Annotated in this window: 24 protein-coding genes; 9 read left to right on the top strand and 15 right to left on the bottom strand. The window is 65.8% G+C overall.

Going from position 1 to position 26,254, the window contains the following annotated elements:
• On the bottom strand, window positions 1-199 hold a 199-nt coding region (locus HY699_22565), incomplete at its 3' end, for a GIY-YIG nuclease family protein (protein MBI4518592.1).
• A 325-nt stretch (window positions 200-524) separates the two neighbouring features.
• Between HY699_22565 and HY699_22560 the strand changes: the two genes are divergently transcribed.
• Window positions 525-1,499: an NADPH:quinone oxidoreductase family protein gene (locus HY699_22560; GenBank protein MBI4518591.1), complete on the top strand. Its 975-nt coding sequence runs from the start codon at window positions 525-527 to the stop codon at window positions 1,497-1,499.
• 3 nt (window positions 1,500-1,502) lie between these two features.
• On the opposite strand, the gene sppA is transcribed toward HY699_22560, so the two are convergent.
• The 6 genes from sppA to HY699_22530 form a co-directional block, all read right to left on the bottom strand.
• On the bottom strand, window positions 1,503-3,212 hold the full coding sequence (sppA, locus tag HY699_22555) for a signal peptide peptidase SppA (protein ID MBI4518590.1): 1,710 nt from the start codon (window positions 3,210-3,212) through the stop codon (window positions 1,503-1,505).
• Window positions 3,209-4,978, bottom strand: a complete 1,770-nt coding sequence (locus tag HY699_22550) for a DUF4838 domain-containing protein (protein MBI4518589.1) — start codon at window positions 4,976-4,978, stop codon at window positions 3,209-3,211. Before HY699_22550 ends, sppA begins: the two co-directional genes overlap by 4 nt.
• A 42-nt stretch (window positions 4,979-5,020) precedes the next feature.
• Window positions 5,021-5,659 (bottom strand): class I SAM-dependent methyltransferase, encoded by a 639-nt coding sequence (locus tag HY699_22545; GenBank protein MBI4518588.1) that lies wholly within the window; start codon window positions 5,657-5,659, stop codon window positions 5,021-5,023.
• Window positions 5,660-5,699: 40 nt separating this feature from the next.
• Window positions 5,700-7,988, bottom strand: a complete 2,289-nt coding sequence (parC, locus tag HY699_22540; GenBank protein MBI4518587.1) for a DNA topoisomerase IV subunit A — start codon at window positions 7,986-7,988, stop codon at window positions 5,700-5,702.
• Between the two features lie 160 nt (window positions 7,989-8,148).
• The gene (locus HY699_22535; protein MBI4518586.1) at window positions 8,149-9,042 is read right to left on the bottom strand and encodes a haloalkane dehalogenase; all 894 of its coding nucleotides are present in this window, start codon (window positions 9,040-9,042) and stop codon (window positions 8,149-8,151) included.
• A complete protein-coding gene (locus HY699_22530; GenBank protein MBI4518585.1) occupies window positions 9,042-9,659 on the bottom strand; it encodes a TetR/AcrR family transcriptional regulator in 618 nt (205 codons plus the stop codon). The genes HY699_22535 and HY699_22530 overlap by 1 nt, the downstream gene beginning before the upstream one ends.
• Window positions 9,660-9,800: 141 nt before the next feature.
• Here HY699_22530 and HY699_22525 point away from each other — a divergent pair, with 141 nt between their 5' ends.
• From HY699_22525 to HY699_22495, 7 genes are all read left to right on the top strand, one after another.
• A complete protein-coding gene (locus tag HY699_22525; GenBank protein ID MBI4518584.1) occupies window positions 9,801-10,040 on the top strand; it encodes a hypothetical protein in 240 nt (79 codons plus the stop codon).
• A 325-nt stretch (window positions 10,041-10,365) separates the two neighbouring features.
• Window positions 10,366-12,516 carry a hydantoinase/oxoprolinase family protein gene (locus tag HY699_22520; protein MBI4518583.1) on the top strand — a complete coding sequence of 717 codons (2,151 nt, stop codon included), beginning with the start codon at window positions 10,366-10,368 and terminating at the stop codon, window positions 12,514-12,516.
• Entirely contained in the window at window positions 12,513-14,735 is a 2,223-nt protein-coding gene (locus HY699_22515; GenBank protein MBI4518582.1) for a hydantoinase B/oxoprolinase family protein, read from the top strand. Before HY699_22520 ends, HY699_22515 begins: the two co-directional genes overlap by 4 nt.
• A 22-nt stretch (window positions 14,736-14,757) precedes the next feature.
• Window positions 14,758-15,300, top strand: coding sequence for an acetone carboxylase subunit gamma (locus HY699_22510; protein ID MBI4518581.1), 543 nt, complete (start codon window positions 14,758-14,760; stop codon window positions 15,298-15,300).
• 118 nt (window positions 15,301-15,418) lie between these two features.
• Window positions 15,419-16,612, top strand: coding sequence for a CoA transferase (locus HY699_22505; protein ID MBI4518580.1), 1,194 nt, complete (start codon window positions 15,419-15,421; stop codon window positions 16,610-16,612).
• Window positions 16,613-16,777: 165 nt separating this feature from the next.
• A complete protein-coding gene (locus HY699_22500; protein MBI4518579.1) occupies window positions 16,778-17,848 on the top strand; it encodes a CoA transferase in 1,071 nt (356 codons plus the stop codon).
• Between the two features lie 181 nt (window positions 17,849-18,029).
• A complete protein-coding gene (locus tag HY699_22495; protein MBI4518578.1) occupies window positions 18,030-19,265 on the top strand; it encodes a CoA transferase in 1,236 nt (411 codons plus the stop codon).
• Between the two features lie 38 nt (window positions 19,266-19,303).
• Here the strand turns inward: HY699_22495 and HY699_22490 are convergent, their stop codons facing one another.
• Window positions 19,304-19,705, bottom strand: a complete 402-nt coding sequence (locus HY699_22490) for a type II toxin-antitoxin system VapC family toxin (protein ID MBI4518577.1) — start codon at window positions 19,703-19,705, stop codon at window positions 19,304-19,306.
• Complete coding sequence (locus tag HY699_22485) at window positions 19,705-20,031, bottom strand: hypothetical protein (protein ID MBI4518576.1); 327 nt, start codon at window positions 20,029-20,031, stop codon at window positions 19,705-19,707. The genes HY699_22490 and HY699_22485 overlap by 1 nt, the downstream gene beginning before the upstream one ends.
• A 135-nt stretch (window positions 20,032-20,166) precedes the next feature.
• Here HY699_22485 and HY699_22480 point away from each other — a divergent pair, with 135 nt between their 5' ends.
• A complete protein-coding gene (locus tag HY699_22480) occupies window positions 20,167-20,538 on the top strand; it encodes a hypothetical protein (protein ID MBI4518575.1) in 372 nt (123 codons plus the stop codon).
• A 13-nt stretch (window positions 20,539-20,551) separates the two neighbouring features.
• On the opposite strand, the gene HY699_22475 is transcribed toward HY699_22480, so the two are convergent.
• From HY699_22475 to HY699_22450, 6 genes are all read right to left on the bottom strand, one after another.
• Window positions 20,552-21,760, bottom strand: a complete 1,209-nt coding sequence (locus HY699_22475; GenBank protein MBI4518574.1) for an ABC transporter permease — start codon at window positions 21,758-21,760, stop codon at window positions 20,552-20,554.
• Window positions 21,760-22,449: an ABC transporter ATP-binding protein gene (locus HY699_22470; protein ID MBI4518573.1), complete on the bottom strand. Its 690-nt coding sequence runs from the start codon at window positions 22,447-22,449 to the stop codon at window positions 21,760-21,762. The genes HY699_22475 and HY699_22470 overlap by 1 nt, the downstream gene beginning before the upstream one ends.
• A gap of 32 nt (window positions 22,450-22,481) precedes the next feature.
• Complete coding sequence (locus HY699_22465) at window positions 22,482-23,780, bottom strand: efflux RND transporter periplasmic adaptor subunit (protein ID MBI4518572.1); 1,299 nt, start codon at window positions 23,778-23,780, stop codon at window positions 22,482-22,484.
• The gene (locus tag HY699_22460) at window positions 23,777-25,270 is read right to left on the bottom strand and encodes an efflux transporter outer membrane subunit (protein ID MBI4518571.1); all 1,494 of its coding nucleotides are present in this window, start codon (window positions 25,268-25,270) and stop codon (window positions 23,777-23,779) included. The genes HY699_22465 and HY699_22460 overlap by 4 nt, the downstream gene beginning before the upstream one ends.
• Window positions 25,267-25,737 carry a MarR family transcriptional regulator gene (locus HY699_22455; protein MBI4518570.1) on the bottom strand — a complete coding sequence of 157 codons (471 nt, stop codon included), beginning with the start codon at window positions 25,735-25,737 and terminating at the stop codon, window positions 25,267-25,269. The genes HY699_22460 and HY699_22455 overlap by 4 nt, the downstream gene beginning before the upstream one ends.
• Before the next feature lie 274 nt (window positions 25,738-26,011).
• Window positions 26,012-26,224 carry a hypothetical protein gene (locus HY699_22450; GenBank protein MBI4518569.1) on the bottom strand — a complete coding sequence of 71 codons (213 nt, stop codon included), beginning with the start codon at window positions 26,222-26,224 and terminating at the stop codon, window positions 26,012-26,014.
• Between the last annotated feature and the right edge of the window lie 30 nt (window positions 26,225-26,254).

The raw sequence follows: 26,254 nt of genomic DNA, 5'->3' as shown, positions 1-26,254 counted from the left end.
TCTCCCGCACGATTGCGGTCTCTGCGCAGCCGTGCGCTTCGTAGTAGACCAGCTTGTCAACGCCGTACTTGGCCGAAAAACCCTCCACTACCTTGCTCTTATGCTGCCACACCCGCGTTGCCAGCTGTGAGGTCACCCCAAGGTACAGCGTGCCGTTCCGTTTGCTGGCCAGGATGTAAACGCAGAACTGCTTGTCCATAGCGCCAAACGCCAAACTGGATTCCCGCTTTCGCGGGAATGACGGCCATAACACCGAACCACGTAACCCACAAATTTGTCGCGCACCCGGCCGGCGATAGCCGGTGGCGTGCTGGAGCCAGCTTTCACAGCACCAAGAGCCGGACACTGGGCCGGACCTCCGCCAGCGCGTCCGTAGCGTGTTCGGGAAGCGAACCATCAGGCCCGGCGCCAGCCAAGCGGTTGTCGATGCGCGCGGCGGTGAAAACCTACATCAAGTCGCGGCTTGCCATCACCTACGCCCGCGCTTACAACGGGGCCCGTAGCCGAGGATCGAGGAGCCGGACATGCGCGCGATGGTCGTATCGGAATGGGGCGAGGCCAAGGGCTTGCGCCTGGTGGAGTTGCCGGACCCGCAGCCGGGACCGGGGCAGGTGATGATCGATGTCCGCGCCAGCAGCTGCAACTTCTTCGACCTGCTCATGGTCGCGGGTAAGTACCAGGTACGCCCGCCGCTGCCCTTTGCCCCTGGCGGCGAGGTTGCCGGCGTGGTGCGTGGCACCGGCCCGGGGGTTGATTCGGTCCAGCCCGGCGAGCGCGTCTTCGCCTTACTCGACTGGGGCGGCTACGCCAGCGTCGCCCTTGCTCCTGCGGCCGGCGTAGTGAGTATGCCGGCGGCGATGCCGTTCGAGCACGGCGCCGGCTTCGGCATTGTCTACCTGACCTCGTACTTGGCGCTGGTACATCGGGCCCACCTGCGCCCGGGTGATACCCTGCTCGTCCACGCCGCCGCGGGCGGCGTCGGGCTCACCGCCGTGCAAGTCGGCCGGGCGCTGGGGGCGCGCGTGCTCGCCACCGCCGGCTCGCAACGCAAGTGCGCGATCGCACGGGAGCACGGTGCCGAAGCGGCCTTCGACTACAACAGCGCCGACTGGGTTGAGCGTGTCAAGGAAGCCACCGGCGGCCGCGGTGCCGACGTGATCTACGACCCCGTCGGCGGCCAAGTCTTCGACCTCTCCACCAAGTGCATCGCCTTCGGCGGCCGCTTGTTGGTGATTGGCTTCGCCTCCGGCAAGATCCCCACCATCGAGGCGAACCGCGTGCTGTTGAAGAACATCACCGTGGCCGGCATGGGGCTCGGGGGCTTCCAGCGCCAGGTTCCCGAGCTGGTCTCGCAGGCGCTGCACGCCCTGTTCGAGCTCTACCGGCGCGGGGCGATTCGTCCGGTGATCTCCGCCACCTTCCCCTTGAGCGAAGCGGCGGCGGCGCTGGACGAAATCGCCTCGCGCCGCAGCGTCGGCAAGGTGCTGCTGATCCCGTAGTGCTCAGCGAATCTCTACCACTTCCGCCATCAACGCCAGGATTGCTTCGTCGGGAAAACTCAGAGGTAGCAGCACCGCCGCCACTCGTTGCCACGCCGGCGGCATCGGCAGCGCGGCGCGGGCCTCGAGGTAGCCGGCCAGCCGCGCGATCGTGTTCTTGGGCCGCGGGTAGAACTGCAACCGAACTTCCTGCGCCGGCGCGATGCCGGCGGCCTCCTTGGCCAACTCGATCGCGCGCATGAAACCCCCGAGTTCGTCAATCAGGCCGTTGTCCTTGGCCTGGCTCCCAGTCCACACCCGCCCGCGTCCGAGCTCGTTGACCCGCTCGCGCGTCAGCAGACGCCCCTCGCTCACCCGAGCGAGAAATACGTCGTAGATATGCTCCATAGCAGCCACGACCTTGGCCCGCTCCTCGGGGCTAGCACTGCTGGTCATGTCATCGAGCCGGGCAAAGCGGCCGCGCGTCAACGTCTCAGTGGTGATGCCGAGCTTGCCGAGGAAGCCGCGAATGTTGGGCTTGGCCAACACCACGCCGATCGAGCCCGTCAGCGAGCCCGGCTGCGCCACGATCCGCGTGCCGGCGGCGGCGATATAGTAGCCCCCGGAGCCGGCCACATCCGACATCGACACCATCACCGGCTTCTTGGCCTTGGCCCGCTGGGCGGCGCGCCAGATCAAGTCCGACGCCAGCGCCGAGCCGCCCGGGCTGTCGATGCGAAATACGATCGCCCCGATATCACTGTCGCTGCTCGCCTGCTCGAACGCCTCCGCCAGCGTATCGGCGCCAACCGAATCATCCGCCACCCCGCCGCCCGCCGCGCCGGTGTGGATCGGCCCGACCGCGTAGATCACAGCCAGTTTCGGCCGCCAATCGAAGCCCGGCGCCGAACGGCCGGCCGGCCGATACTCCTGGGCGGTGAGGAACTTTCCCGCCGCCCCCACCAAGTCATGGCGGATTTCGTCGAGGAACTTCACCCCATCGCTGAGGCGGGTGGCGGCGAACGCCGCGGGCTCGATCGGGCACTGGTTCACCACCGCCTGCACCGCCGCCTCGTCCAAGCCGCGCGCCGCCGCGATTCCGGCGATGAACTGCTGATTGATGCTGTCGAGCAACGAGTCGGCCATCTCGCGGTGAGCCGCGGTCATAGACTTGTTGGCCAGCATGTCACCCGCGGTCTTGTACTCGCGGATCTTCTCGACGTTCATTTCGATGTCGAGCTTCTCCCAGACGCCGCCGAAAAAGAAGAACTGCGACAACAGCCCGGTCAACGGCGCACTGGCGTTGGGCGGCAGATACACCTCGGTGGCGGCACTGGCGACGTAGTATTCGAGATTGCCGGCGCCGGCCTCGTGCTCGAGATAGGCGATCACCGGCTTGCCGCCGGCCTTGAAGTCGCCGAGGGCAGCGCGGATGTCTTGGGCTTTGGCCCAGCCGATCTGCAACTTGGTGACGCGCACGACCAGGCCGCGGATGCGATCGTCCTTGGCCGCACTCTTGAGTGTGGCCAGCAGCTCCAAAAGCGTGTGCTCGCGGCGGCGAAAGACGCGGCCGAGCAGCCCCGCCGGCGCCGCCTCGGCGTACGCCCCGCCAACCTCGAGCAACAAGTAGCGCGATGCGTCGCCTGGCGGACCAATCAACAACGGGCGGCCGAAGAGGCCCGCCACCAGCAGAATCAGCAAGAGGACCAGCGCCACGCGCACTCGGCTCTTCATCCCCGCGCCTCCGCTATCGCGGCATCATGGTAGGCATGAATGACCGGCAGGTTCTCCGCTCCCCACAAGCCCTTGAAGCGGCGCTCGACGTTTTCCATGATCGCCAGCGCGCGCTCATAGGCGTGCCGGGGGTCGCGGCCGGCGAGCTGCTCACCGACGCCGGCGAGCACCGCGGCGTTGTAGCGCAGCTGGGCCTGCAAGGCCACCAGCTCGCCGCCCGGCTCGAGCGCCGGCGCGAGGGCCTCTGCGAGTCGCCCCAGGCGTTGGATTGCCGACTCGAGCCGCGGCCGCAGTGCCGCCGCCGCCCGCGGCCGCAACGGTGGCCGGCGAATGTCACCATAGGTGACGACGGGGCCCATGATGGTCTCCAACTCCCGCAGCGCCGCCGCTGCCAGATCGCGCTGGCGAGAAAAACCCTCGGCGTATTGCTCGCGCACCTGCGCCAGGTCGCAACGCCGGCTGCGGGCGGCCGCGGCGTAAGCGAGGAAGTTGAGGGGATAGGCCCACAAGCTGAAAGCACCGAACTGTAAGTTGGTGATCTGGCGAATGCCCAGGCGATGGTAGTAGTCGAGATCGGCCGCGATGACTTCGCCCAGCGGCAGCGCACAGCCGCAGAATAGGATCGCGTCAGCGTAGTACTCGAAGAAGCGCACCCGCCCGTCGAAGCGTTCGGCGTAGCCTTCGAGCGCCCGGCGATAACGCCGGTTGGCGGCGCAGCAGGGGTCGTCGAGCGCATGCGCATAGCAGCGCTCGCGCGGGGCGAACTCGACGTAGACGTTCTCGGCCGGCCGCAGCTGCAACTCCGGCGCGATGGTGTCGTGATAGGCCAAGTAACACACCGGCCGGGCTTCGCCCTGCTCCGCCAGCGCGGTCGCCACCGCGTTGCAAAGGCGCAGGCTTTGGTCTTGCACCGTCACCCCGGCACAGGCGGCGCAATGGCACCACCCGCCGTCCCACAAGTCCGCCCCCCAAATGTGCAGCACGCTCAGTTCCGGATACTCGCGCACGTAGCGCACGGCATTCTCGGTGGCCAGGCGCAGCGCCCCCGCATTGGCGGTGCAGAGGTTGCCGAACTCGCTGCGGGCGCCGCCGGCGGCACAAGGGAAATACTCCGGGTGCCGGGCGAACAACTCGCGCGGCAGCAACAGCGGGATGACATGGCCGCCATACTCGGCCGCGATGCCGCGACGGTTGAACTCAGGCACCAGCTCGGGGATGGTCAGCTGCGAATCGAAAGGATGGCGGATGAGCAAGTAGGCGTTGGCGCCGCTCTTGCCCATCCAGTCGATGAACTCGCAGTCGGCTTCGAGATGTTCACTCAAGTGTGCGGCATCGGCGTAATGCCACGTCATGATGTCCGCGCTGTAGCCGCAAACCTCGAAGCGCGGCTGCACCCGCACCGCACGGATCGGTGCCAGCGCGGGCAAACGCGGCACCACCTCGTGGGCGCGGCCGTGGAGCGACCAGCGGCAGCCCTGCTGTTCGAGCAGCGCATAGACACCGTGCAACACGGCCCGCGGCGATGCCCCGGAGATGACGGCGCCGGCAGCGGTCGGCTCGATGACAAAGCCGTCGGCGTCTGCCGGCGGCTCCGGCACCCGCTCCGGCAGCGGCCCCAACACCAGCAGCTGCCCAGACAACTGCGCCGAGCGCACCTCGGCGGCGGATCCGGTGATGGCCGCGAGGTAGCGCTGCAGTTCGGCGGCGGCAAAGCGCAGCGGCTCCGCCGCGGCGCCGTCAATGGTGATCTGCAACGTGGCCGCCATCGCAGGCGCAGCTTGCGACGTTTCCGTGATCAGGGCAAGCGCCTAGGCCGCGGGCTTTTCGCATACGTACAGGTGGTTCAGGTGCCAAGAAAAACCGGCGCGCCGCAACACCCGCAAGCCCGCCCGCTCCAACATGGCGCCGATTTCGGCGTCGGTGAAGCCAAACCTCTCACCCGGCTCCATCCCCCGTTCGTGCTGGTCGGCATCCCAGAACGCCCACGCATGCCACAGGCGCGAGACCAGCGGCGTGAGATAAGTAATCACGACTCGACCGCCCGGCCGCAGGATTCGCACAGCCTCGCGCAGCACAGCTTCGCGGTCGGGGATGTGGTTGAGAGAAGCGACGAATGTGACGGTGTCGACGGAACCGGACGGATACGGCAGCGCGCGGGTGTCCGCGACCACCCGATCAACCCCGGGCCACGGATGGACGTCGAGTCCTTGCCCCTCGCCGCCCTGTGCCCGATACCGCTGCACCAGGCGGTTGGTGCCGCAGCCGATGTCCACCAGCGTGCCGCGCACCTCAGCGAGCACCACCCCCACGCGGATGTCCAGGTTAGTGGTCAGGCCGGGAATCCTGGCGATCAGGGGCTGCGGTAGCACCAGCTTAAACGGCAACAGCAGCTGGTTGATCCAGTATCGCCAGGCGTGAGTGTAGAGCTGTCGTTCGAGTCTTGACATCACGGCTGAGCGGTTTCAACCGCCGTTCAAAGCCGGCGGGCTATTTCTTGAACAGGTCCTGTTGCACCGGAGCACCGCCGGGCGCAAGCGCCGCGCGGCTGGACGAGCGCGCCTCGAGACGCAGTTCGACCACTTTCATCCGCTTGATGGCTTTACGGCCTTTTTGCGCACGGTGGGCCATCTCCGGCAGCGACAGCACCCGCTCGCCACCATCGTCGCCAACGGCGACGACCCTGTCGGCCCGGCGATGGCAGACGGCACCGACAACGCGATCGTCTTTGTCGATGCGCATGATGATCACACCGCGCCCCGGGCCGGAGAGTTCGGGTAACTCCTGGGCCGGGAACACCAGCACCTTGCCGTCGCCGGTGGCAACCGCAATCGCGTCGCCGGCTGCGGGTGTTGCCACGATGATCTCGTCGCCCTCCTTTACCCGCGCGAAGCGCCGGCCGCTCCTGGTGGTTTCCGCCAGATCGGGCTGGCAGAAGAAGCCCATGCCGCCAGCGCTGGCCACCAGCCAGCGTGCGGCCATTTTGGTCTCAGCATCGGCGGCGGGGATCAGCGCGGCGCTGATCACGCGCTCGCCATCCTTGAAGTTGAGCAGCGACTGCACCGGCTCGCCGTAACCGGTGGTGGCGGGCACGTTGGTGACCTTCATGACGAACGCGGTACCGAGGCTTGACAGCAGCACCAGGCTGTCGCGGGTGTTGCCGCGCAGGATCCACCTGGCGACATCGCCTTCGCGCACGCGCGTGGAGGCGGGGTCCTTGACCTCGCCCACCCGCTTGATCCAGCCGTCGCGCGTCACCACCACGGTGGCATCCTCGTGGACGACGTAGGCCTCGGCGTCGTACACTAGTTCGCCGGCCGCGCTCAGCACGGTACGACGTTTATCGCCGTAGGTGTCGGCGACCTGCTTCAGTTCGGTCTCGACCAGTCGCCAGCGCGCCTTGGGGCTGCGCAGCAGCTTGTCGATTTCGTCAGCCCGCTTCTGCTTCTCGCGCTGTTCCTCACGGATCTTCTCGATCTCCAGACGCGCCAGCTGATACAGGCGGGTCTCGAGGATCGCCTCGGCCTGGACCTCATCGAGGCCAAATGCCTTCTGCAACTTCTGCGCCGCCTCGGCGCGCGCGGCCGACTGCCGAATGATCTTGATCGCCAGGTCGAGGTTGCCGAACAGCTTGAGGAAGCCCGCCAGGAGGTGCAGCCGAGCTTGCAGCTCGCGTAACTCGTGGGTCAGTCTGCGGGTAACGACCTCGAGGCGGAAGTCGAGGAAGTGGCGGCACAGTTCACGCAGTGTCAGGCGTGCCGGCTGGCCCACACCGGGTGTGGCGGTCGGCACCAAGGCCGTCAAGTTGACGTTGAAATTGGCCTGCAAGTCGGTGTGTTTGTAAATGTACGCCATCACCGCTTCGGCCGAGGCGTCGGGCTTGATTTCGACGACGATGCGGATGTCGCCGGTGGATTCGTCGCGCACGTCGAGCGCTTGCGGCAGGCGCCGTGCCACGATGTGCTCGGCAATCTCCTCGACGATACGCGCCTTGTTGACGGTGTAGGGTATCGAGGTGACGATCAGGCGGCGGCGGCGTTTGTCGCTCTCTTCGGTGTACTGGCCCCGCAGCCGCACGGCTCCTTGACCGGTCTCGTAGATGTCGCGCAGCTCTTTGCGCGAGTTGAGCAGCTCGCCGCCGGTGGGAAAGTCCGGCCCCTTGACGAACTTGCACAGTTCCTTGTTGTCGAGGTCGGGTTGGTGAATCAGCGCGATCAGCGCCTCGACCACTTCGCCGAGATTATGCGGCGGGATGTTGGTGGCCATGCCGACGGCGATGCCGGTGCTGCCGTTGACCAACAGATTCGGGATGGCGGCCGGCAGCACCACCGGCTCGCGCAGCGTGGCGTCGTAGTTTTCGCGGAAATCGACGGTATCGTGGCGAATGTCGCGCAGCAGCTCTTCGGCGATCGGCGCCAGCTTGGCCTCGGTGTAGCGCATGGCCGCCGGGCTGTCGCCGTCGAGCGAACCGAAATTGCCCTCGCCATGCACCAGCGGGTAGCGCAGGGCGAAGCCTTGCGCCATGCGCACCATCGCCTCGTAGGCAGCGAGGTCGCCGTGGGGATGATATTTCCCCAGCACCTCACCGACCACCGCCGCCGACTTGCGCGGGCGGGTGCCGGCGGTGAGGCGCAGGTTCTGGTACATCGCGTACAGGATCCGGCGCTGCACCGGCTTGAGCCCGTCGCGCACATCCGGCAGCGCGCGCGAAGTGATGACGCTGAGCGCGTAGGCGAGGTAGCGCGCCTCGGCCGCGCTGCGGAGATCGACGGGATGAATCTGTTCAGCCGGTGCTGCTCTCTTCACGTTTCAATCCTCGTTCTGGCTGGCACTTGCGCGCACTGCTCATCGTTCAAACACATTGTGACACCGCACGCCGAGCGCCGCTCTGGCCACGGTGCGGGATTATAGGGAAGCCGACAATGCGCGTCGAGGCGGGCTAGGAGGCGGCCGCCAGGTAGGCGACGATCACGCGCGCGAAGTCCTCGCCTTTATCCTCTTGCAGGAAGTGGCCGGCGCCGGCGATGGTAGTATGCGGTTGGCCGGCAGCGCCGGGGATCGCTTGTCGCAGGGCCACGTCAGCTCCGGCAGTGATCGGATCGGAGTCGCTGAACGCGGTCAGGAACGGCTTATGCCAGCGGCTCAGCACCTCCCAAGCGCGACGATTGGGTTCAGTTGCAGGGTCATCGGGCGTGGCCGGCACCAGCGTCGGGAACTGGCGGGCGCCGGCTTTGTAGCGATCATCGGGGAACGGGGCATCGTAGGCCGCGATGATTTCCGGGGCGAGGTCACTGACGCAGCCCCCGCGCACTATGCCGCCGACATGGAACTCGGGCGTTTCCTGCGAATACTGCCGCCACGCCAAGAAAGCCGGTCCGGGGGAGACATCGCCCGTGGGCAGAAAGGTATTGGCCGCCACGATGCCTGCGAAGCGCTGCTCATGCTCGGCGGCCAGCCGCAGGCCGATCAGGCCGCCCCAGTCCTGACACACGAGCGTGATGCGGCGCAGATCAAGTTGCTCGACGACGCCGCGCATCCAGTCGACGTGGCGCTGATAGGTGTAGTCCCCGCGCCGGACGGGTTTGTCCGAACGGCCGAAGCCAACCAGGTCCGGCGCCACCACGCGGTGGCCGGCGGCGACGATGACGGGGATCATCCGGCGATAGAGGTATGACCACGAGGGTTCGCCGTGCAGCAACAGTACCGGGGCGGCGCCGCCTGGGCCCTCATCGAGGTAGTGAATGCGCAAGCCGTCGGCCTCGAGGTAATGCGGTGTGAAGGGATAGCCGGGTAAATTGCCGAAGCGTTCGTCGGGCGTGCGCAGGTACTCCATCATCGTTCCTCCGACAAGAGGTTGGCGAGCAGGCGCGTCATCACCCGGAGCGCCGGCTCGGGGGCGAGATCCTGATGCGCGCGCAGCGTGTACCAAGTCGAGAAGCCGCTGGCGGCATCCAGGGCGGCAAGTACTTCGCTTTGCTCGCTGGCTGGCAGCGGGCTCAATTCGGGTGCGAACACCCGCTCGATTTCGCGTCTGGCGGCAGCGCGCGCCTGACGCAAGCGCCGGGCTATTTCCGGCGAGAAGGGTTCCATCAGCAGGGCCGCGCGCCGCACCGGAGTTATCGCCTCGAAGATCCGCGCGCGTTGGGCGGCGAAGGCCGCGAGGCGCTGGCTCAGTGGCCCCTGCCCCGTGACGGGGCTGGCGAGGGCACGGATACGCTCGGTCTGCCGATCCGCGGCGGCAGCGAACAACGCCTCGATGTCGGTGAAGTGCTGGAAGATCGAGCGCAGCGACACCCCGGCGCGTGCGGCAATGCGCGGCCCGGTCGGCCTCAGCTCGCCGTCCTCGAGTAAGTCCAGTAGGGCATCCACGACCGCGGCACGCGTGCCCGCCCGGCGCGCCTTGCGCCCGTCAATGCGGGCATGGTCAATACTGCCGGCGGCTGCGCCCATGGGTGAATCATATGGTTCTTGCACTGGGCGTGCAAACACCAACGGCTCGCCCATCACTGCGGCGAAGTGTGGACGGTCCCTTCGCAGTTTGACTTCGCAGTTCGCTGTGGCTTATGCGGGGTTGCACTAACGGGGCAGGTGATGTCTGAAGCGCCCAAGTCGCGGTTATCGCCGGAACTGATTGCCGCTCGCCGGCTGCGTGCTGAGGCAGGTGGAGCCGTTGCGATCTTCGCAGGGGCGGGTGCCTCGGTGCCCTTCGGTTACCCCCTCACCGGCATGTTGCTACGGCGGATCATTGAGTGGCAGGACGACGAAGACTTCCTCTGTCTCGGGATGGATCAGGACAAGCGCGCCGGAGAGAAGCGTCGAAGCCTTCCTTGATGCCTGGGGTACTAGCGCGAAGGCCCAGAGCTCGCCGAGGCCAAAGCTGGCTTCGGGCGTCACGAAGCCAGGCGCCGAGAGCTTCAGGTCTTGAGGAGCATCGCTCGGCGTGATCGACCGCGCCGGAGTCCTGACGGGACGCCGGATGGCGCTTGATTTTGCCGAGCGGGTAGCTTAACAAACGTTAGTTTCGGCAGTTCCGCTGTCCGGTTGGAAGTGGCCCGTGAGGCACCTATCGCTACCGCGACGGCGGGCTCGCCCAAGCTCAGCAGGAACTCTCGTGGCGGACCCGAGAGCCGGAGTGTGAGGGAGGCATAGGTTTGCGATGAGCCGATATCTGGTGGCGTCCGATGCGGGCGGAACCATGACCGACGTGATCGTCGTCGACGAGCAGGGGCGCTTTGTCATCGGCAAGGCGCCGACCACCCGCTACGACGAGAGCATTGGCTACATGGAATCGCTCGACGACGCCCTGACGTACTGGGGGAAGTCGCTGGCGAAAGACGGCCGGGAATTCTGTCCGAATGTCGAGACCGCCATCTACACCGGCACGGCGATGCTCAACACCTTGATCAACCTTGATGGGCTCAAAACCGGGCTGCTGGTGACGCGCGGCTTCGAGGACCTGATCGTGCAAGGCCGCGGCCGGCAGAGCTTCATCGGCCTCGATTGGTCCGAGATCACCCACATGCAGTACCGCAAGCACGCGGCCCCGCTGGTGCCGCGCAAGCTCACCCGCGGCGTCACCGAACGCATCGACATGTTCGGCGCGCCGGTGATCCCGATCTACGAGCACGAGGTGCGCCAGGGCGTGCGCGAGTTGCTCGACGAGGGCATCGAGGCGCTGGCGATCGTCTTCCTCTACTCCTTCGTTAACCCGGCGCACGAGCTGCGGGCGCAGGCAATCGCCGAGGAGATCATCAAAGAGGCCGGCCGCAACGTCTATCTCGCCGTCTCCAGCCAAGTGGCGCCGGTGCAACGCGAGATTTCCCGCGCCAACGCCACCGTCGTGCAGGCATACGCCACGCAGCCGGCGCGGCGACAGTTCCTGACCGTGGAATCGAAGCTCGCTGACTACGGCTACAGCCGGTCGTTGAAGACCGTGCTCTGCTACGGCGGCGTGACCAACATCCGCTACCCGCGCTTGTTCGAGACCATGATGTCCGGACCCGTCGGCGGCTTGATGGGCGCCCACTATCTCGGGCAGAACCGCGGCATCGAGAACATCGTCTGTTCGGACATGGGCGGCACCAGCTTCGATGCCGGCGCGATCACCGCGGGCATCTTGCCGATGGAACGCGAGCCCGCTTTCATGCAGATGTACGTGAACGTGCCGATGCTCGACATTCGCTCGATCGGCGCCGGCACCGGCACCTACATCCGCATCGACCCGACCACCAACCGCATCAAGCTCGGCCCCGACAGCGCCGGCGGCACGCCCGGCCCCGTGTTCCAGGAAACCGGCAACGAGACGCCGACGATCGGCGATTGCGATATGCTGCTCGGCGTCATCAACCCCGATTACTATCTCGGCGGCCGCGTGAAGGTGAACAAGGACAAGTCGCTGCGGATCTTCAAGGAGAAGGTCTCCGGCCCGCTGGGGCTGGACCCGTACGTCGCCGCCGAACAATGTGTGAACCTGATCAACATCATGATGCGCGAGCACCTCGTGCGCTCGCTCATGCTCGGCTACGACATCCGCGACTACGTCCTGCTGGGCTACGGCGGCGCCGGCCCGATGCACTTGTGTGGTTACGCCGCCGAGTATCCCTGGAAGGGCGTCGCCACCGCGCCGCACGCGGCGGCGTTCTCGGCCTGGGGCGGCGCGTGCATGGACTACGCGCATCGCCGTCACAAGAGCGTGTCGGCAGTGATTCCGCCCGCGGCCAGTGCTGACGCCAAGATGCAGGCGGCCCGCATCATCGACGGGGCCTGGCGTGAACTCGAAGAGGAGTTGCTCAAAGAGCTGCTCAACGAAGGCTTCGACCGCAACCTGATCAGCGTCCGGCAGATCGCCTACATCCGCTACTACGGTCAGCTCGAAGACGTAGAAGTGGAATCGCCGGTGCCGCGGCTCGACGCGCCGGAGCGCGTTGACCAACTGGTGGCGCGTTTCGAGGAGGTCTTCGCTAAGATGTTTACGCTCGCCGGCAAACCGCCGATGCCGACGTACCTCACCACCGAGGTCGCCGTCGTGGCGCAGGTCGACACCCTCAAGCCGAAGGTCGTCAAGTACGACCTGGAAGGGAAGAAGCCGTCGAAGAAGGCGCAGAAAGCGATTCGTCCGGTCTTCCAGAAGGGCCAGTGGCACGATGCGCGGATCTACGAGATGGATGACCTGCGTCCGGGCAACGAAGTCGCCGGGCTCGCTGTCATCGAGGCGCCGAACACCACGTTGTTCGTACCGCCCGACTGGCGCGTGAAGATCGACGAGTACAACATTTACTGGCTGACGCAGGGAGGAAGGAAGCGATGAGCGCCAAGAGCACCGCGCGTGCGCAGCAACCCGCTCGGCGCATCAAGGATCAACTGGCCGAGAACGAGCGCCGGTTGCAGGAAACCGGCTGCCTCTTCGGCCTGCAGACGCTGCCGCGCAAACAGGCGGACCCGGGCACCTACGAGGCGGTGTGGCACATCCTGCTCAACACCATGGACGCAGCCTGGGAAGTCGGCTGCAAAGTGTCGGCGTCGCCGGTCGCCGCCGAGGGCGGTGACGCGTTGTGGGCGCTGCACGTGCCCACCGGCGAAGCGGTGTGCGCCTCGAAGGGCATCACCGCCCACCCCGGCGTGCTGTCAATCTTCATCCGCCAGCTGATCGAAATGGACTACGAGACGTATCCTGGCATCAAGCCCGGCGACGTCTTCGAGAACAACGACCCGCATTACGGCGGCATTCACTCGGTCGACTTCGACGGCGCGATCCCGATCTTCTACAAGGGCGAGCTGGTGGCCTGGGCCAGCGCCGTCAGCCACGTGATGGACGGCGGCTACGTCACGCCCGGCTCGATCGGCTTCCTCAACCCCGACTGCTTCTCCGACGGTGTGCCGGTCTCGATGGAGCGGGTCGGGGAGGATGACCGCTACTACCCGTGGTACGAGATGCGCATCCGCTCGCGCACGCGCGTGCCCGACTGGGTGATGGGCGACGCGCGCGGCCGGCTGGCGGGCTGTATCACTATCCGTGACCGCGTGCTGCGGCTGATCGAGAAGTACGGGCTCGATTACTTCCAGGACGTGTGCCGCGAGTACATCGAGGACAGCCGCCGCTACGCTGCCGCCCGCGTCAAGACCCAGGCCGTGCCCGGCCGCATTCGCAAGTCCAACTTCAAGGACCTGGCGATGAAGGGCAAGCGCGTGATTCTGCCGCACCAGAACATCGACTGCCTGTTTAACCTGCCGCTGGAAGTCCACATCGATGCCGACGCCAAGCTGCACGTGTCGATGCGCGGTGCCAGCCGCTGGGTGCCGTTCGGCGAGAACATCCACCCGAGCGCGATCCCGTCCGCGATGCTGAACGGCTACTCGCACATGGTCGGCTTCGACATGTTCAACTGGGGCCCGGTGGCGACGTGGGATTTCGAGATGCCGCCGGCTGGCTCGTGGGCCAACCCGTTCCCGGTCAACTACTACGCCTCCTCCGGCGTCTCGTGGGCACCGGCGGTGATGTGGCTCAGCTCGTTCTACGAAACCTTCGGCCGGCTCTATTTCAGCCGCGGGTTCATCGAAGAGGTGGCGGCCGGTGCGGCCACCACGCTCACCGCCGAGTTCTCCGGGATCAACCAGTCCGGGATGTTCGTGGCCGGACTCACGCTCGAACAAGCCAGCAACGGCAGCCCCTCTCGCGGCATGGCCGATGGCGAAAACAGCGCGTGGTGCATCTACACCCCCAACGCCGATTTCGGAAACGCCGAGGTCACGGAGCTCTACTACCCCATCCTGTTCATCGGCCGGAACATCGAGCCCGACTCCGGCGGCTACGGAAAGTTCCGCGGCGGCTTGGGCCACACCGCCGTGTGGATGGTCAAGAACACGTCGGGGGTGGAGTACCAGTGCGGCTGCGCCGGCATGCGCAGTAAGATCACCGCAAATCACGGCATGTTCGGCGCGTATCCCACGTGGCCGGACCGTGCCAGCTACGCCAGCGGCACGAACATGAAGGCGCTCATCGAGCAGCACAAACCGCTGGTGCACGAGCGCGGCGACCCGGTGCATCCGAATCTCGCCCAGAACGTCAAGGCCGAGATTATGGAGACCAACGCGGTAGCGCCGTTCGTCACGCCGCACCAGCTGCACGAGTACGACCTCATCATTCACCCGATCTCCGGCGCCCAAGCCCAGGGCGATCCGATCGAACGTGATCCGGCGCGCGTGAAGGCCGACCTCGACGCCGGCTGGACGCGCGACTGGGTAGCCGCCGGCGTGCACGGCGTGGTGGCCCAGCGTGACGAGAAGACGAAAGAGTGGACCGTTGACGAAGCCGCCACCGCCCGCAAGCGCGACGAGATCCGCCAGGCCCGCAAGACGCGCGGCGTTCCGTTCCGCCAGTGGTGGCAGCAGGAGCGCGAGCGAATTCTCGCCAAGGAGAACATGGACGCCGCGGTGCTCGACATGTGGCGCGGCTCGATGGAGTTGTCGCCGGATTATGGCAAGGAACTGCGGGCGTTCTGGAATCTCCCTGACGATTTCGCCTTCTAGACCATAACCGTTGGAGCCGACGATGCCTGAATACGATGTTCGCGAGATAGAGCAGCTGGTAGACGGGAAACTGCCATGGCCTCGGGTGCAAGAGATCATGAAGGAGGCCAAGGACACCGGGCGATTCGAGCAGTGGGTCGATATCCTGCAGCGCCGCGTGCCGTGGCCGGAGCGCATCCTGCTGCCGCTGACCCCGGCGCTGTTTATCGTGCAGAAGGGCGCCGACCGCGTCGTGAAGTGCCGCTGCGGGCACGAGTTCGGCGACTACCGGGTGAACTGGAAGCTGTATGCCCTGATCCACGTCCGCGACTCCGCCGAGGCGCTCGCCGAGGTCTATCGCGGCAGCCAACAGCCCGATCCGTCGTGGGTCCAGATCCGCGAATACTACTGCCCCGGTTGCGGTACCCAGCTCGAAGTCGAGTCGGTGCCGCGTGGCACGCCGCCCGACTTCGAGTTCCTGCCGGATTTGGATACGTTCTATCGGAAATGGCTCGGCAAGCCGTTGCCGAATGAGCAGGAGTTCGTCGACAAGACACCGGATGTGATTCGGGAATGGTCGAAGTAACAAGCCGGACTCACCGCCGAGGACGCTGAGGGACGCAGAGATGCGGATGAACACCCAGGAGCCTTTGTCAGAAAACCTCTGCGTGCCTCTGCGCCCTCTGTGGTGAGAGTTCTCCATCATGAGCAAGGCGCTCGACAACGTGGTCGTCCTCGATCTGACGACGGAGTTCTGGTCGTCGATCGGGACGGCGCTGCTCGCCGACTTCGGCGCGACGGTCATCAAAATCGAAAACCTGCCGGACGCCCACGGACGGCAGCCCAACGACCCGTCGGTGCCGTGGGACTACCAGGCCGAACTCGCGCAGCGCAACAAGCTCGGCCTTGCTCTCAATCTCGACGACGATGCCGGACGTGCGATTCTGCGCGAGCTGATTCGCAAGGCCGACGTGTTCGTCACCGACTGGCCGCGGGTCCGTATCGAGCAGCGACAACTCGACTACGCCAGTCTCTGCGCACTAAAGCCTGACATCATCTTCGCCCATGCCTCGGGCTTCGGACCCAAAGGCCCGGACCGCGATCTACCGGCGCTCGATGAGTTGGCCGCCGCGCGCACGGGGATGATGCCCATCATGCCGCAGCCCGGCCAGCCGCCCGTCTACGCGGGTGCCGGCCAGATGTACACTGCCGTGATGATCGCCTTCGGCGTTTCGCTGGCCCTGCACCATCGCCAAGCCACCGGCGAAGGGCAGGAGGTGGACGTCTCGCTGTTCGCCGGCAACATCTACGGCGCCAGCCTCGACGTGCAAGCGTTCCTGGCGATGGGCGGCGAGCGCTTCCTGCACCCTGTCGCGCGGATGGATGCCGGCAACCCAATGAGCGGCATCCTGTACCCGTCGCAGGATGGCCGCTGGGTGTGCGTCACCATGCCCGACACGGATCGGTGGTGGCCCGGCTTCTCTGCCATGATGGGCTTGGATCAAAACGATCCGCGCTTCAATAGCCACGAGAAACGCTGCGGCGAAAACCGCCTGGAACTCATCCGGGTGCTCGAAGACAAGTTTCGCCAGCAACCCGCCGAGCACTGGAAACGCGAGCTGACCCAACGCCAGCTATCGGCCGACGTGATCGAGGAGTTCGACTATCCGGCCAACGATCCGCAGGCGTTGCGCAACCGTTACATCCTCGAACTCGACCGCCCCGGTGTCGGCCGCATCAAGACCCTCGGCTTCCCGATCTTCATGAGCGAGACCCCAGGCCGGCTCAGCCGCACCGCGCCCTGCCTCGGCCAGCACTCGGCCGAGATCCTGCACGAGCTACTGGGGTACTCGGAAGACCGCATCGGCGAGCTGGCCGCGGGCGGAGTCATTGTCTAAGCCAACGGACGGAGAGGTACGCGCGTGGCAGCCGCACTTGAAGGCATCCGAGTCATCGACCTGACGGTCTGGTTTCAGGGGCCGGTGGCGGCGCAGCATCACGACGAAGTCGGCGACGAGGAGAGCTAGGGCTAGCGCCCCCAGGGCGGCGATCAGGGCCGCGGCGTGCGCAGCATCAAGGCGCTGCCCGTCGGCGACTGGAATCAGTACTTCCTAGTGATCAATCGGAACAAGAAGAGCATCGCGCTCGATCTCAAGAAGCCGGCGGGCCGCGAGATCATGTACCGCCTAGTCGAGAAGTCCGACGTGTTTCTCTCCAACATGGGCGTCGAGCTGCTGGAGAGCTGGCAGCTCGGCTACGACAAGCTCAGCGCGATCAACCCGCGTCTGGTGTACGCCACCAACACCGGCTACGGCCGCTTCGGCGCGGTGAACAAGCCGTCGTTCGACATGACCGTGCAGGCGCTCACCGGTTTGATGGCGCGTCTCGGCGAGCCGGCGCAGCCGCCGATCTATCTCGGCATGGGCTCGGGCGATGCCTACGGCGGCCTGATGTCCGCGCTCGGCATCATGCTGGCGCTGTATCATCGCAACCGCACCGGCAAAGGCCAGATGCTCGACGCCTCGCTCTACGGCGCGCAGTTGTTCCTCACTGCGCCGACGCTGCAAGCGTATCTCGCGACGGGCAGCGAACAGTACTCCAAGCAGCAGCCCCGCAAGGCGACCGAAAATCCGCTGCGGAACCGCTACCCGGCGAAAGACAAGTGGGTCTTCCTCTGCTTGGCCAACACCGACGAGAACTGGTCCCGCCTCTGCCAGAGTCTAGATGACGCCGGCCTCGCCAGCGAGGCGCGCTTCGACAGCGTGCAGAAGCGCCGCCGCAACGCCAAGGCCCTTGTCACGCGCCTCGACAAAGCCATCAAGCGTCGGAGCGCCGGCGAATGGATGGAGCGCTGGCGATCGCTCGGCATCGTCGCCAGCCCCATCAACAACCTCGCCGATCTCGCCGAGGACCCACAGGCGTGGGCCAACGATTACTTCCTGGAGACGTACTGCGAAGAAGTGCAGCGCCAGGTGAAGATCCGCGGCCTCCCGATCGGGCTCAGCAAGACCCCCGGCTCCGTCTGGGGCCTGGGCCCGGAATTGGGCCAGCACACGGAGCTGATTCTCACCGAGACGCTCGGCTACTCGTGGGAGCAAGTCGGGGAGTTCAAGGAACAGGGAGTGATTCCGTGAAATTGCGGATGTCGGATTGCAAGTCGCGGATTCGCTGCAAGACGGGATTCGCGTGCTGCCGCCGGATCTCCCTCTCCCTCTGGGAGAGGGTTGGGGTGAGGGCTTCGGCAAGCGCGACCGACCCCCTCACCCTGACCCTCTCCCCCAAGGGGGAGAGGGGACACTATTCCGGCTGCCTGGCATGAGCCCGCAGCCGCACTCCTCCCCCGGCCCCCTCGCCGGCATTCGCGTCCTCGACATGGCTACCATGCTGGCGGGGCCGTACGGGGCGACGCTGCTCGGGGATCTCGGGGCCGATGTCATCAAGGTCGAGTCGTTCATCGGCGATGACAGCCGCAACCTCGGGCCCGAGCGCCAGGGCGAGCACTCGCCGTTCCTCAGCCTCAACCGCAACAAGCGCGACCTGGTTCTCGATCTGCGCCGGCCAGGGGCGCAGGAAGTCTTCGCCCGACTGCTGAAGACCACCGACGTGCTGATTACCAACGTCCGCGAGCCCGCGCTGTCCAAGCTCGGGAGCAGCTACGAGCAGGTGTGCCGGCATCGCCCCGACATCATCTGGATCGGCGTGACGGCATTCGGAGCCGATGGACCCTACGCCGGCCGCCCCGGGATTGATTTCTTGGCCCAGGGCTACGCCGGGGTGCTGGTCCTGAACGGCCAGCCGGACGGCGCGCCGGTGCGGATGGGCATCCCGGTGGTGGATGTGATGACCTCACTGCTGGTGAGTACCGCGGCGCTGACGGCCTTGCACGCACGCGCGCAAACGGGCGCGGGCCAACGCATCGACGTCTCGCTGCTCGACGCGCTCATGCACGCGCAGTGCACCGGCCTGGCGCCGTATCTGCTCACCGGCGAAGTCACGCCACGAACCGGCAACCGCAGCCAATACTTCGCGCCCTCGGGGATTTACACCTGCAAGGACGGCAAGCGGGCGGTGATCACCTGCCCCTCCGAGAAGTTCTTTCGCAACCTCTGCGGCGCGCTGGACGTCGCGTGGGCCGATGAGCCGCGCTTCCACGACATCGACAGCCGGCTGCGCAATCAGGACGAACTCGACCGCCTGATCGAGGCGCGCTGCCAGGACTTTACCTGCGCCGAGTTAGTCGAGCGGCTGATCGCGGCGGACGTGTTGACGGCGCCCGTCAACGAAATTCCCGAAGCGGTCGAGGACCCGCAGATCCTCCACAATCGGATGATCGTGACCACGGAGCACCGCAAGCTCGGACCCATCCGCGTCACCGGCGTACCGATTCACTTCCACGGCACGCCCGGTAGCGTACGACTCAGCCCGCCGCTGCACGGGCAGCACACCGAGGAGATCCTCGGGGAATTGGGCTATCGGCCCGACGAGATCGCGGATCTCGCCAGTGCCGCGGCCGTTGCTACACCTGCGGAGCTGCGACGCAAGAAAGGTTGACCGACATACGATCGTCGCGGGGGCGCGTCGCCAACAGGCTACCAGACAACCCGAACCAGCCTCGACTCGTGGATCGCTTCGTCTCGAGTCAGCAGGGGCAGGTCGAGCTGATGCGCTGCCGCGCAGATGAGTGCGTCGAACGGGTCATTGTTCGGGCGCCGCTCATCCGCGAGGCACACCTGCTCGGGGGTCAAGTCGATCGGCTGATACGCCGGGTTGCTGAAGAGGTCATCGAAAAACGTCCGCACTGAGCGTTGAAAATCAACCCGGCCGACGCGGGCGAGCAGCGCGCATTCCCACATCACGGCGACCGGGATGTACACCACGGCCGCGCGTTGCTCCGCCGCCGCGAAGACGGCGGCCGCCCGCCGACCGAGGTGGCGGCTGCCGCTCGCGTGAAAGATGAGGGCGTGGGTATCGGCGACCGCGGCTTTCAGCATCACCGCTTGCGTCCGGACGGTTTCGACCGTGGGGACGACTTGGCGCTGCGCCGGTATCGGGCCGATGCCTCAGAGACCAGCGCACCGGGGAACAGCGCACCAATCGCCGCGTCGGCACCGTGCAGGGCGGGGTCGGTCTCGGCAATGTGCACGGTGCCCTTCACCGAGCGAATGCTGTCGTCGTGGACGTGCCCGCCGGCCCGCGCCGCGGAGATCAGCCGATCGATCACCGAGCTGACGCTGCCCGCGCCGCGCGCATGCGCCTGCCCTCGGACCCACAACAGATTGTCGGCCGCGAGCGTTACCGATATCGCCTGCTTCGACATACGATTTTTATACGATAACGATCAGGCAGGTGCAAGGGCCGGGCGCTCAATCCAGATCCTGCCCGTCCATGCCGGCGTTCTTGCGCGCGCTCCGCATCAGCCAGCCCGGGTGGCACCAGCGCGTGCGGCGCTGCGGTGCGTGAAAAGCGACGGCACAGCACGCCTCCACACTGCGCCACCGGCACGGTTCAGCTTACGGCCGATACTTGGTACCGCATCGAGACGCGCGCGGACGTGGCCGGCGCACAGTGGTCGGCGACGGCAACAACGCTGTACAGTAATGGGGGCGCCGCGCTAGAAACCCTGAGCTGCGCCAGCACCATGACGGCATCGTGCAACCACGTGGCCTTAATGGCCTCCGGACAGGCGGTGTTGATCGCCGACGATCTGGACATCCACGACGGCACCAGCCCGGGCAACGTGCGCGTGGTGACCTTGGCGCCGACCGGGGCCACGGCTAACGACCAGTGGACGAAGTCAGGCTGCACGGCTTCAGACCGACACTGAAGAACGAGACCCGCTACTCGTGCCGCAACGCCTCGATCGGATCGAGTTGTGCCGCGCGGCGTGCCGGGAAGAAACCAAAGATCACGCCGATCGCGGCTGAAAACAGGAATGCGACCAGGTTGATTTGCGGGTTGAAGAGATAGGGAACTTGGATCACGCGGGCGAGTCCCACGGATGCAAGCGTGGCCAGAACAATGCCGACGAGACCGCCGAACGCGGAGAGCACGACGGCCTCGACGAGAAACTGCAACAACACTTCCCGCTCGAGCGCCCCAATGGCGAGGCGGATGCCGATCTCCCGCGTGCGCTCGGTTACAGATACCAGCATGATGTTCATGATGCCGATTCCGCCGACCAGCAAACTCACGGCGGCCACTGCTCCCAACAGCATCGTCATGATACGGGTCGTGCCGGAGAGCGCCTCCGCGATCTGCCTCGTATCGAGCACGTTGAAATTGTCATCTTCGTTGTCGGCGATTCTGCGGCGCTCGCGCATCAGCCGCTCGATCTGGGTCTTGACCTTGTTGCTCGACTCCCCGTCCTTCAGCGAGACCAACAGCGTGCCGACGTCCTGGTTGCCGGTCAGCCTGCGGTGCACCGTACGCACCGGCATGATCACCGTGTTGTCCTGGTCCATCCCCATTGACGACTGCCCCTTCGCCTGCAGCAGCCCGACGATCGCGCAGGAAAACTGCTTGATGCGCAACTCGCCGCCGACGGGGTTCTGTCTGCCATAGAGCTCCCGCCGCACGGTGTCGCCGATCACGCACACCGCCTTGCCGGCCTTCTCCTCGGCCTCGTTGAAGATACGGCCGTCGGCGAGCCTCCAGTTGCCGATCTGGACGTATGCGGCGGTGGTGCCGATCACACTGGTGGACCAATTCTTCGCCATGTGCACCGCGGTCACGCTGGTGCTCACGCTAGGTGCGACGGCCTTGAGACCACTGATTTGGGCCTCGATGGCTGTCGCGTCGGCCACCTTGAAGGCCGGCGCGCCAGCCGTGTCTCGCCCCGGGCCTAGCCGTTGCCCCGGGCTGACCATCAGGAGGTTGCTTCCCAGGCTGGAGATCTGATCCGATACGGCGCGGGTGGCCCCGTTACCGAGCGTCACCATGCTGACGACGGCGGAGACGCCGATGACGATACCCAGGACGGTGAGGAAGGCGCGCATCAGGTTGCGGCGGATCGCCCGCACCGCCAGCACGACGATACTCCAGAGCATCACCGAACCTCCCGCTTGTGCTCGACGCGTTGGATGCAGCCATCGACGAAGTGGACGATGCGGCTGGCGAACGCCGCCATGTCAGGGTCGTGGGTCACCATCACGACGCTGATGCCCTGGTCACGATTGAGGACCGTCAGCAACTCCATGATCTCACGGCTGCGTTGGGTGTCGAGATTTCCGGTGGGCTCGTCGGCAAGCAGAAGGGTCGGCTTGGTGACGATGGCGCGCGCGATCGCAACCCGCTGCTGCTGGCCGCCCGAGAGCTCCACAGCGGAGTGACCCTCCCATCCATGCAGGCCCACGGATGCCAGTGCCACGCGCGCTGCCGCATGACGTGTGGCCGCCGCTTCGCCACGATAGAGCAGCGGCAGCTCGACGTTCTCGATGGCTGACGTGCGCGCGAGCAGATTGAAGCCCTGGAACACGAAGCCGAGATAGTGGCGGCGCAGCAAGGCGCGCTGATCACGCGAGAGCATTTCGACGTGTACGCCGCGGAACCGGTAGGCACCCGAGGTCGGTACATCCAAGCAGCCCAGGATATTCATCACCGTCGACTTGCCCGAACCGCTGGGGCCCATGATGGCAACGAACTCGCCCTCGTCGACCCGCACGTCCACGCCGCGTAGTGCTTGGAACGTCGACTCGCCGTAGCCGTAGGTCTTCACAATTCCGCTCAATTCGATCAACGGGGCGGCTCTTGTGGTGGGTCGGACATCAGTCATTTGGATGAGACGAGCACATCGGTGATCACCTGCATGCCGGGCTCAAGGCCTCCGCCTATGACCTCGGTGAAGCGCCCGTCGGTGACGCCCACGGTGACATCGACGGCAGCGGCCTCCCCTTTGCGTACGATCCATACCCGCTGCCCGCCGCTCTTCGCCGGAGAAGCAGCGGGTCTTCTCGCTTGTGGTTCCGGTGGGTGCGGCAACAGACTGCCGACGATGCCACCGCCGGATTTGTGGCTGCTCTCGTTGTTTAGCGTCGGCGTGAACCGCAGTGCGGCATTGGGCACGAGCAGCACGTTCTCTCGCTGTGCCGTGGTGATTTCTGCGGTGGCCGTCATGCCCGGTCGCAGACTGACGTCATCGTTGTTGACGGTGAGGATCGTCTTGTACGTGACTACGTTGTCAGTTGTCTGCGAACCGAATCCGACACGGACGATCCGGGCCGGGAACTTCCGCGTCGGGTACGCATCCACGGTGAAGGTTGCGGATTGCCCGTCTTCCACCTGGCCGACGTCGGCTTCGTCAACCTTCACCTGAAGCTTCATCTGCGATAGGTCCTCCGCCAGCGTGAACAGCACCGGGGTCGTCATGGCTGCAGCGACGGTCTGGCCCGGCTCGATCTTCCGACTCAGGACTACCCCATTGATCGGCGAGCGGATCGAGGCTTTCGCGAGATTGGTCTGGTTCGAGCTCAGCACGGCGCGGGCTTCGGAAACGGCAGCGCGGGCGCTGGCCACATCTGCAGCTGCCCGTGCCAGGGTTGCCTCGGCGGTCTCCATTTCCGCCTTCGACGGCACCTTCCCGCCCGACAACCGCGACACGGCGCGCAGGCGCGCAAGGTTGGCCCGTGCCTCCTTGGTGGTGGCAGTGGTTTGCACCACCTTGGCCTCGGCGGAAGCCAGTGCCGCCTCCGACTTGGTGATCTCGTCCGTGAGTTTCGAGATGTCGAGGCGCGCCAGCACCTGCCCCTGGGTCACGCGGTCGTTTTCCTCCGCCAAGACCACTTCGATGAGCCCCGAGAGCTCGCTGCCGACATCGACCTGATTGGTGGGCTCCAGGGTGCCGGTGGCGGACACGGTCACCACGAGATTGCCGCGCGCCACGGTTTCGGTCTCGTAAAGCGGCGATTGGCCATGGTCGCCCGAACGCAGGAACAAGTAGGCGACGACTCCCACAAGGATCACGACTGGAACGCCGATCCAGCGCAGGGACCACCGGAAGCGGGTACTCGCGCCGCCAGTTCCGAGAATCGCAGTGATGTCGCTGCTCGCTGAGAACGATGGATGACTCATGATGATGTGCCCTGCATATTGGGTCCGGCAAGCGCTTCGGCCGGAGACCAGCCGCCACCCAACGCCTTGTATAGCTGGACGGCGGCGACGGTGTTCTCGGCCTGCGTCACATTGAGACTCTCCTCGATTGTTAGAACGGTGCGCTCGGTATCGAGGACGGCCTGGAAGTCGATGATGCCCGTGCTGTAGCGATAGCGGGCGAGGAGCGCGGCGTTGCGCGCCGACTCGACAGCCGCGGCCAGCGCCGTTGCACGTGCCTGGCTGTTGGCGAGCGAGACGAGTGCGTTCTCGACGTCTTCGAGCGCCGTGAGAACCGTCGCCTGATACGTCGCCAGCGCTTGTTGTTGTATCGCGTCCTGGATTTCAATTTTCGCGCTGATGCGCCCCGCGTCGAAGATCGTCTGTGCGAGGCTACCCACCACGCTGGCGGCGAGGGAGCTTCCATTGGTGAGCGCACCGATCGTCATTGCTTCGACCCCGACCGATCCGGAGAGCGTGAAGCTCGGATAGCGCGCCGCCGCGGCCTCACCGATGCGCGCGGTGGCCCCGGCTAGCGTGCGCTCGGCGGCGGCCACGTCCGGTCGTTGGCGCAAAATATCTGCCGGGATCCCGATGGTGAGCGGCTCCGGAACTTGTGGAATGGGCGCCGGGACGGCGAGGTCCTCGTGCAACGCACCGGGTGCGAGGCCGAGGAGAGTACCAATCCGATGCTCCGCCTCAGCCAAGGAGGTTTCGAGGGGAGGAATCGTCGCCCGCGTCTGCTCGACGTTGGTGCGTTGCTGCTCTGCGTCCAGCGAACTGGTCAGGCCGGCCTGCACACGCCACTGCGTGAGCGCCAGGGTCTCCGATTGGCTGCCAAGGTTTGCTCGAACGATGGCGATCCGTGCCTGCAGCGATCGCGCCTCCACGTAGTTGCGTGCGACCTCGGCCGCCAACGTCACCTGTGCACTGTGCAGACTCGCCATCGACGCCGCCTGGTCGGCGCTCGCGGCCTCGAGGGCACGGCGTTGACCACCGACGATGTCTGGTTCCCACGACGCGTCGAACCCAGCATTGTACAGGTCTTGGGAGCTGCCGGCGGCAACGTTTTGGGATGGGGAACCGCCAATGCCGGACGGTTCGCTGGTCTCGGTATGATGGGCCGATGCGGAGGCACTGGCCGTGGGCCACAGGTTACCGAACGCCAGAAGGCGCTGTGCCCGCGCCTGGCGCAACTTGGCGCGGGCGGACTGCACGTCCGGGCTCGCCTGCATCGCCTGCGCGACAAGTCGGCTCAACAGCGCGTCGCCGAGGTGCTGCCACCAGTTTGCGATTTCAAGGCCGGCTGCGGTCGATGGTGCAGAGCCCTGCCACGATGATGGAACGTGGAGTTCGGACGCCGTCGGGGCGACGTAGTTGGGTCCTACCAGAACGCAGCCCGCCAGGACAGCGATACACCAGAGCGGCGTGAGGCGGCAGATCAACCGGGTGTGCGGCGCGGCCCGTGTCATCCCTGCGGCTCCTCCGCGATGGAATCTGCGATCTTCCGGAAGAGTCGGACCAGCTCGCGCTGTTCACCCTCGGTCAAGCGCTGCAACATGCGCTGTGCCCCGGCGATCCGACTCCTCAGCGCAGCCTGGTAGAACGAATGGCCGTCGGGCGCGAGCGCGACCCGCACGACGCGGCGGTTGTCCTCCGGACGCTCGCGCTGAACCAATTCCCTCACGACGAGTCGATCGACGACTCTGGTCACCGTGCTGAGTGGCATCCGAACGCGCGCGGCGATCACACCCATGGTCATCGGCCCTTCTGCGCCGACGGTGTCGAGAACGGCAATCTCCGAACGACTGAAGCTCTCCGGGATGCCCTGCTCGTTGCCGGCCAGAACCAACCGGCGCATCGCGCGGTCAAGGTGCGTGACCAGCTCACGCGCACCGCCCTCGAGCTTCTGGCCTGGTGTACCTTTGCGTTTCAGCATATTTGCAATATGCAATCATTTGACGCCTCGGTCAATAGGGGATGGGGAACGGGTTGGCTCATCGGACCAGCCGGAGAGGATGGTGCCGGGTCCGTCGCCGCCCACGACGCAGGAGAACCCTATTCGGCATTGGCCAACGGCGTGAGCCTGCCGTGGCTGTCCAGACAGGTGGGCTAGTGGTGGTCGCCCTCCTCAAACGCTACGGGCGCTTCGTGCATTCATCGGAAGTCGACGACTTTGAACTCTCGAAAATCGAGAGGAGTGAACGACCAAGTCACGCCGTCGGCGTAGCAGTCTCCTCCGGGGTCGCCGTCTGTGTGTACAACTCTCCGGGGAACACGAGGTCGTCACCCCCGCACGAAGCGACGGCAACGATGATGGTGAGTAGAAGCACGAGTGCAGCGACACAGGTGAGGCGCTCGACGCGCAACGCCTCGGCTTCGGGGTTCCAACCCTCGTGCATCTTCTCGTTTCTCGTCCTGCGCACGACTGCAAATGCTCGACGACGAAGGCCGAT

The organism is Deltaproteobacteria bacterium (assembly GCA_016210005.1).
Classification (GTDB): Bacteria; Desulfobacterota; Binatia; order HRBIN30; family JACQVA1; genus JACQVA1.
Note: the sequence above shows the minus strand (reverse complement) of the source record. Positions and strands in the feature narration are given on the sequence as shown.